This window comes from Achromobacter sp. (genome assembly GCF_036567245.1).
Classification (GTDB): Bacteria; Pseudomonadota; Gammaproteobacteria; order Burkholderiales; family Burkholderiaceae_B; genus Achromobacter.
Map to the genome: position 1 here is coordinate 1 of NZ_DATCUY010000330.1, position 5,877 is coordinate 5,877.

7 protein-coding genes are annotated in these 5,877 nt (G+C 66.8%); 1 reads left to right on the top strand and 6 read right to left on the bottom strand.

Annotation, left to right across the window (positions count from 1 at the left end; all coding sequences use genetic code 11):
* On the bottom strand, nucleotides 1–917 hold a 917-nt coding region (gene lipA, locus VIR09_RS14390; protein WP_332013477.1), incomplete at its 3' end, for a lipoyl synthase.
* A 173-nt stretch (nucleotides 918–1,090) separates the two neighbouring features.
* On the opposite strand from lipA, the gene VIR09_RS14395 reads away from it, so the two are divergent.
* The gene (locus VIR09_RS14395) at nucleotides 1,091–1,903 is read left to right on the top strand and encodes a LacI family DNA-binding transcriptional regulator (protein ID WP_332013478.1); all 813 of its coding nucleotides are present in this window, start codon (nucleotides 1,091–1,093) and stop codon (nucleotides 1,901–1,903) included.
* 52 nt (nucleotides 1,904–1,955) lie between these two features.
* Here the strand turns inward: VIR09_RS14395 and VIR09_RS14400 are convergent, their stop codons facing one another.
* From VIR09_RS14400 to VIR09_RS14420, 5 genes are all read right to left on the bottom strand, one after another.
* Entirely contained in the window at nucleotides 1,956–2,684 is a 729-nt protein-coding gene (locus VIR09_RS14400) for a tetratricopeptide repeat protein (protein ID WP_332013479.1), read from the bottom strand.
* Nucleotides 2,681–3,319 carry a lipoyl(octanoyl) transferase LipB gene (gene lipB, locus VIR09_RS14405; RefSeq protein WP_332013480.1) on the bottom strand — a complete coding sequence of 213 codons (639 nt, stop codon included), beginning with the start codon at nucleotides 3,317–3,319 and terminating at the stop codon, nucleotides 2,681–2,683. Before lipB ends, VIR09_RS14400 begins: the two co-directional genes overlap by 4 nt.
* A 12-nt stretch (nucleotides 3,320–3,331) precedes the next feature.
* Nucleotides 3,332–3,607, bottom strand: coding sequence for a YbeD family protein (locus tag VIR09_RS14410; protein WP_332013481.1), 276 nt, complete (start codon nucleotides 3,605–3,607; stop codon nucleotides 3,332–3,334).
* A 162-nt stretch (nucleotides 3,608–3,769) separates the two neighbouring features.
* Nucleotides 3,770–4,636: a D-amino acid aminotransferase gene (locus VIR09_RS14415; protein WP_332013482.1), complete on the bottom strand. Its 867-nt coding sequence runs from the start codon at nucleotides 4,634–4,636 to the stop codon at nucleotides 3,770–3,772.
* 125 nt (nucleotides 4,637–4,761) lie between these two features.
* Nucleotides 4,762–5,877: D-alanyl-D-alanine carboxypeptidase family protein (locus VIR09_RS14420; RefSeq protein WP_332013483.1), on the bottom strand; the 1,116-nt coding region annotated here is incomplete at its 5' end.

Here is a 5,877-nt window from a genome sequence, read left to right on the forward strand (position 1 = left end):
GCATAGGCCTCGCGTTCAAACATCGCAAAGGTGTCCGGATGCACGTACCGCAGCACCGGCAAATGATGCTCCGACGGCTGCAGATACTGCCCGATGGTCAGCATGTCCACGTTGTGCTCGCGCATGTCGCGCATCACCTGCAGGATTTCCTCGTCGGTCTCGCCCAGGCCCAGCATCAGGCCAGACTTGGTGGGGACGTCGGGATGCAGCTTCTTGAACTCGGCCAGCAGCTTGAGCGAGTGCATGTAGTCCGAGCCCGGGCGCGCCTGCTTGTACAGGCGCGGCACGGTTTCCAGGTTGTGGTTCATGACGTCCGGGGGACCGGCGTTCAGGATCGTCAGCGCGCGGTCCAGGCGGCCGCGGAAGTCGGGCACCAGCACCTCGATGCGGGTGGTGGGCGACAGTTCGCGGATGTGCGTGATGCAATCCACGAAGTGGCCAGCACCGCCGTCGCGCAGGTCGTCGCGGTCCACCGAGGTGATCACGACGTAGGACAGCTTCATGGCGGCGATGGTGCGCGCCAGGTTGAGGGGCTCGTTGGTGTCCAGCGGATCCGGGCGGCCGTGGCCCACATCACAGAAGGGGCAGCGGCGGGTGCATTTGTCACCCATGATCATGAAGGTGGCGGTGCCCTTGCCGAAGCATTCGCCGATGTTCGGGCAGGACGCTTCCTCGCACACCGTGTGCAGGTTGTGCTCGCGCAGGATGCGCTTGATGTCGTAGAAGCGCGAGCCGGGCGCGGCGGCCTTCACGCGGATCCATTCAGGCTTCTTCAGGCGCTCGGCCGGTACGATCTTGATGGGGATGCGCGCGGTCTTGGCCTGCGATTTCTGCTTTTGCGTCGGATCGTAGACCGCTTCCACGGGCGCGGCGGCGGATTCGTTCGAGGGAACAGGAGACTCGACAAGCGTAGACATGGGGCACCTTCATGCCCGGTGCGCGGGCGCGCCGGGTCTGAGACAAAAACGGCATTTTACCCTCCGCCGCCAGGATCCGCCGACCGAGAGCCCGCCCCCCCCCCCAGGCGGGCGTCCTCGACCCGGGCCGGCCTGGGTTATCGTCACGCCTGACGAATCCGCCGCTTTTGCCCATGTCTTCCCTGCCCCCGCCCCGCCCCATCGCCCTGATCGCCCCCCGTCTGGACGGGGGGCCCGCCGCCCGTGCCATCCAGGTCTGCGCCGAACGGCTCTTGCCCGCCGGCTATTACCTGGCCGCTGGCCCCTGGCAAGACAGCCAGGCCCTGCCGCTGCTCGGCGACCTGCGTCCCGCGGCGGCGCTGGTCATCGGCCCCGTGGACGATCCCGCCCTGCGAGCCTCGCTCGCGGCGCTGGAGATCCCTGTGGTGGAAACCTGGAGCGCATCCGCCCAGCCGCTGGACGGCGCTGTCGTGGTCGACAACGTAGAAGCCGGCCGCATGGGGGCGCGGCACTTGGCCGCCAAGCGCCATGCACGGGTCGCCTGCATCAGCGCCGACAACCCCTGGGAACGTGCCCGGCGCGAAGGCTTCATCAGCAGCGCGGCCGCGCTCGGGCTGGAACTGGTGGCGGACATCGTGCAGCCCGAGGTGCAGCACATGAACGACGGCCGCATGGCCTTCCTGCGCCTGCTGGCCACCAATACGATTTTCGATGCGGTGTTCTGTACCACGGACCTGCTGGCCGCCGCTGCGGTATCCGAAGCCCACAACCGCGACCTGCAGGTGCCGCAGGACCTGGCCGTGCTGGGCTACTCGGACGACGGCAGCGCCGCGCAATGGGCGCAAGGGCTTACCACCCTGGGCGCCGACGCCGCCATCCTGGGCCGGCGCGCCGCCCAGTTGCTGCTGGACCGCCTGGAAGGCGAGCGCGGCATGGGCGAGCGGGAAATCGTCGAGGTGGTGTTCGAGGAACGGCTCAGTACCTAGGGCGCACGGGCGTGGCCGGCAGCCCAGCCCAGGCGCCCCCGGCGGCCCCTGACTACGAAATACCTTCGTACAGCGGCGGAAAGCCGCTGGCCTGGAGCATGTCGTTGGCTTCCCGCAGGAAAGCGGGCGTGGCCGTTTCCGGGACCTGGATCAGCCATTGCACAGCGTCTTCTTTGCGGCCGCGCAGCAAGAGCAGGCGCCCCAGATGGAACATGCCGCGGAAATCGCCGCCTTCGGCGCAGCGCTGGTAGCAATCGAAGGCGCGGTCCATGTCCTGTTCGACCACGTCGCCGGCCTCGTAGTAGCGGCCCACTACGCCGATGGACTTCACGTGGCCGGCTTGCGCCGCTTTCTGATAGAGGGCCAGCGCCGCCGCGGAATTCTGCGTCACGCTGCCGCGGCCGCTGCGCAGCATGTGAGCGTAGTTGTACATGCCCCAGTCCAGGCCCTTGTCGGCGGCCAGGCGGAACCAGTAGGCCGCGACCGTGTCGTCGCGCGGCACGCCCCAGCCGTTCTCATAGCAGCGGCCCACCATATTGATGGCCATGGGATGGTCGGCGTGGGCGGCGCGCTTGAACCACGCCAGTCCCTGTTCCTGATCGCGTTCGACGCCGGCGCCGTCCAGCAGCATCTGGCCGTAGATAGTCTGGGCTTCGATCAGCCCCAGTTCGGCCGCGGCACGGATCCAGGCGGCATAGTCCTCGGCTGGCCCCTGCTCGCGCAGACGGGCCAGTTCCTCGGGCGTGGTCGCGGCCACGTCGGCCGCGGTATAGGTCTTCATGTCTTGTTCCTTGCGCGGTCCCAGGCCTGCGCCAGATTGCGCGCCAGCGTCTCGCCTGTCTCGGTGGGCTCGCGGTAGACACCACAGACCGCCATATCCACGGTGCGCAGCCCGGCGTAGCCGCAGGGATTGATGCCCAGGAACGGCGCCAGGTCCATCTGCACGTTCAGCGATACGCCGTGATAGGCCCGGCCATTGCGGATCTTGATGCCCAGCGCGGCGATCTTGGCCAGCTCGCCCCCGTCAGGATCGGGCACGTAGACCCCCGGCGCGCCCGGCTTGCGACAAGCGTCGGCTACGCCCATCTGGGCCAGCGTGTCGATGACCGCGCCCTCCAGCAGATTGACGTATTCCTTGACGTAGATGTCGGCGCGGCGCAGGTCGAACAGCGCATAGGCCATGACCTGGCCAGGGCCGTGGTAGGTGACCTGCCCGCCGCGGTCGCAATGGACGATGGGGATATTGCCGGGGTTGAGCACGTGCTGGGGCTGGCCGGCCTGCCCCAGGGTATAGACGGGTGCGTGTTCGCAGAGCCAGATCTCGTCAGGCGTATCGGCGCCGCGCAGATTGGTGTACGCCTGCATGTCGTGCCAGACCGACAGGTAGTCGGCCGGCCGCGCGAGCCACTTGATCACAACTGTATTGCTCTACAGAACGATGGACACCATCGGATGGCCATGCAGGGCGCGGTAGAGCGCGTCCAGCTGCTCACGCGAGGTCGCGCGCACCGTGAAGGTCAGGCCCATGTAGTTGCCGCCCTTGCTGGGCCGCATTTCCACCGTGGCGGCGTCGAACGCGGGGTCGAACTGCAGCACGACTTCAGTCAGCGTCTGCGCGAATTCGGGATGCTGCTTGCCCATGACCTTGATGGGAAAGTCGCTGGGGTATTCGATGAGGGAATCTTCGGGCGGGATCTGTTGCATGATGTGCCTATAAGGTGTTGCCCCCAGGGCGCGGCCACTGCTCGATATTCGCACCCGAGGGTGTCTGCCACGGGGCGGCCAGATCCAATGTATATGGGGGCAAACCGCCGGCCGGCAAGACCGCCGGGGCGGCCCCGCGGGAGCCGCCCGGTAACGCCGGACCTAAAGCGCGGCGATGCGGGCATCATAACCCGCCCGCAATTGCGCAAAAACGGGGCCGGGCTTGCCCGAACCTACCGCTTTGCCGTCCAGCGACACGATCGCCAGCACTTCCTTGGTGGCCGAAGACAGCATCAGCTCGTCGGCCTGCTCCACCTCTTGCCGCGTGATGGGGCGCGACTCGAAGGGAATGCCTGCCTCGGCCGCCAGTTCGCCCATCAGGCCGTAGCGGATGCCTTCCAGGATCAGGTTGTTCTTGGGCGGCGCCAGCAGCTTGCCGCCCGACACCACCCAGATATTGGTGGACGAGCCTTCGGTCAGGTAGTCGTCGCGGAACTGCACCACTTCATCGACCTCGGCATCGACCGCCTGCTGCTTGGCGAGCACGTTGCCCAGCAGGGAAACCGACTTGATCTCGCAATGCAGCCAGCGTTCGTCCGGAATGCTGATGGCGCTGAGGCCGCGCTCGCGCTGCGCGGCGGGCGGCGGCGACCAGGCCGAGATCATGCCGAAGACCGTCGGCGTGACGGGGGTCGAAGGGAACTGGTGGTCGCGCTTGGCCACGCCACGCGTCACCTGCAGGTAGACGATGCAGGTTTCCAGGTTGGTGCGCGCCAGCAGCTGCTGGATCAGGTCGATCCAGCCTTCGCGGTCGAAGGGCTGGGCAATCCGCAAGGCAGCCAGGCTGCGGTCCAGGCGGTTGAGGTGTTCGGCCATGCGGAACGCATTGCCTTGGTACACCGGGACGACTTCATAGATGCCGTCGCCGAAAATGAAGCCGCGGTCGAGGACGGAGACCTTGGCCTCGTCCACGCGCAGAAACTCACCGTTGAGATACACCTGGCTTTCGCCCGGCACGCCCGGAATCATGAGGCACTCCTGAGTATGAAATGGAGAGGGACGAACCGTCTGGTCCGTCCCGTGAATAAAACACGGGCGTTTCATGCGAAACGCCCGTTGCTAGCTTACACCCCCGCGCCCACGGCGCGGCAGGATTATTCGAACCAGCGCTTGACGGTATCGACCATGCGGCCGAAGAAGCCGGCGCGTTCGACCGCGTCCTGCACCACCAGCGGTTCGGTGCGCAGCACCTTGCCGTCCAGCGTGAACTGCAGGGTGCCGACCTGCTGGCCCTTGGCCAGCGGAGCGATCAGCGGATCCGTGCGCTGTGCCACCGGCTTGAGGTCGCCGGCCTTGCCGCGCGGCACCGCGATCGACACGGGGTTGGGCGGGCCCAGTTTGACGCTTTCAGCCGTGCCTTCCCAGACGCGCGCATCGATGCCGGGCTGGCTCTTGTCGAACAGCTTCACGGTGTCGAAGTTCTGGAAGCTCCAGTTCAGCAGCTTCAGGCTTTCCTCGGCGCGCGTGGCTTCGCTATCCGTGCCCACCACGACCACCAGGATGCGGCGGTCGCCGCGCACCGCGGTCGACACCAGGCAGTAGCCGGCCGAATCGGTGTGGCCGGTCTTCATGCCGTCCACCGACGGGTCGGCCCATAGCAGGCGGTTGCGGTTGGGCTGGGTGATCTTGTTGTAGGTGTAGCTCTTCTGCTTGTAGTAGTGGAAGTGGTCCGGGTGATCGGTGATCAGGTGCGACGACAGGATCGCCAGGTCGCGCGTGGAGGTCATGTGCTGCGGATCGGGCAGGCCCGTCGCGTTCATGAAGTGCGTGTTGCGCATGCCCAGGCGTTCGGCTTCCTGATTCATCAGCGAAGCGAACGAGGCCTCGCTGCCGCCCACGGCCTCGGCCAGGGCCACGGAGGCATCGTTGCCGGACTGAACGATCATGCCCTGGTTCAGCTCGTCGACCGTAACCGGCTTGCGCGGTTCGATGAACATGCGCGAACCGCCCGTGCGCCAGGCGCGCTCGGACACCGGCACGGTCTGCTCCAGCGTCAGGCGTTTTTCGTCCAGCGCGTTGAACACGACGTAGGCCGTCATGATCTTGGTCAGCGAGGCCGGTTCGACTTTCATGTCAGGGTTGGAGGCGGCCAAGGTCTGGCCGCTGTTCACGTCCATCACGATCCAGGCTTTGGCCGCGATGGTGGGGGCCGGCACGGCCGAGACGTCGCCCACCGGCACCACCGCCGACGCATTCGGCGCCGGGGCCGC

Coding starts and splice junctions, on each gene's coding strand:
- VIR09_RS14400 (WP_332013479.1), bottom strand. CDS start 2,684: ATGAAGACCTATACCGCGGCCGACGTGGCCGCGACCACGCCCGAGGAA.
- VIR09_RS14415 (WP_332013482.1), bottom strand. CDS start 4,636: ATGATTCCGGGCGTGCCGGGCGAAAGCCAGGTGTATCTCAACGGTGAG.
- VIR09_RS14410 (WP_332013481.1), bottom strand. CDS start 3,607: ATGCAACAGATCCCGCCCGAAGATTCCCTCATCGAATACCCCAGCGAC.
- VIR09_RS14395 (WP_332013478.1), top strand. CDS start 1,091: ATGTCTTCCCTGCCCCCGCCCCGCCCCATCGCCCTGATCGCCCCCCGT.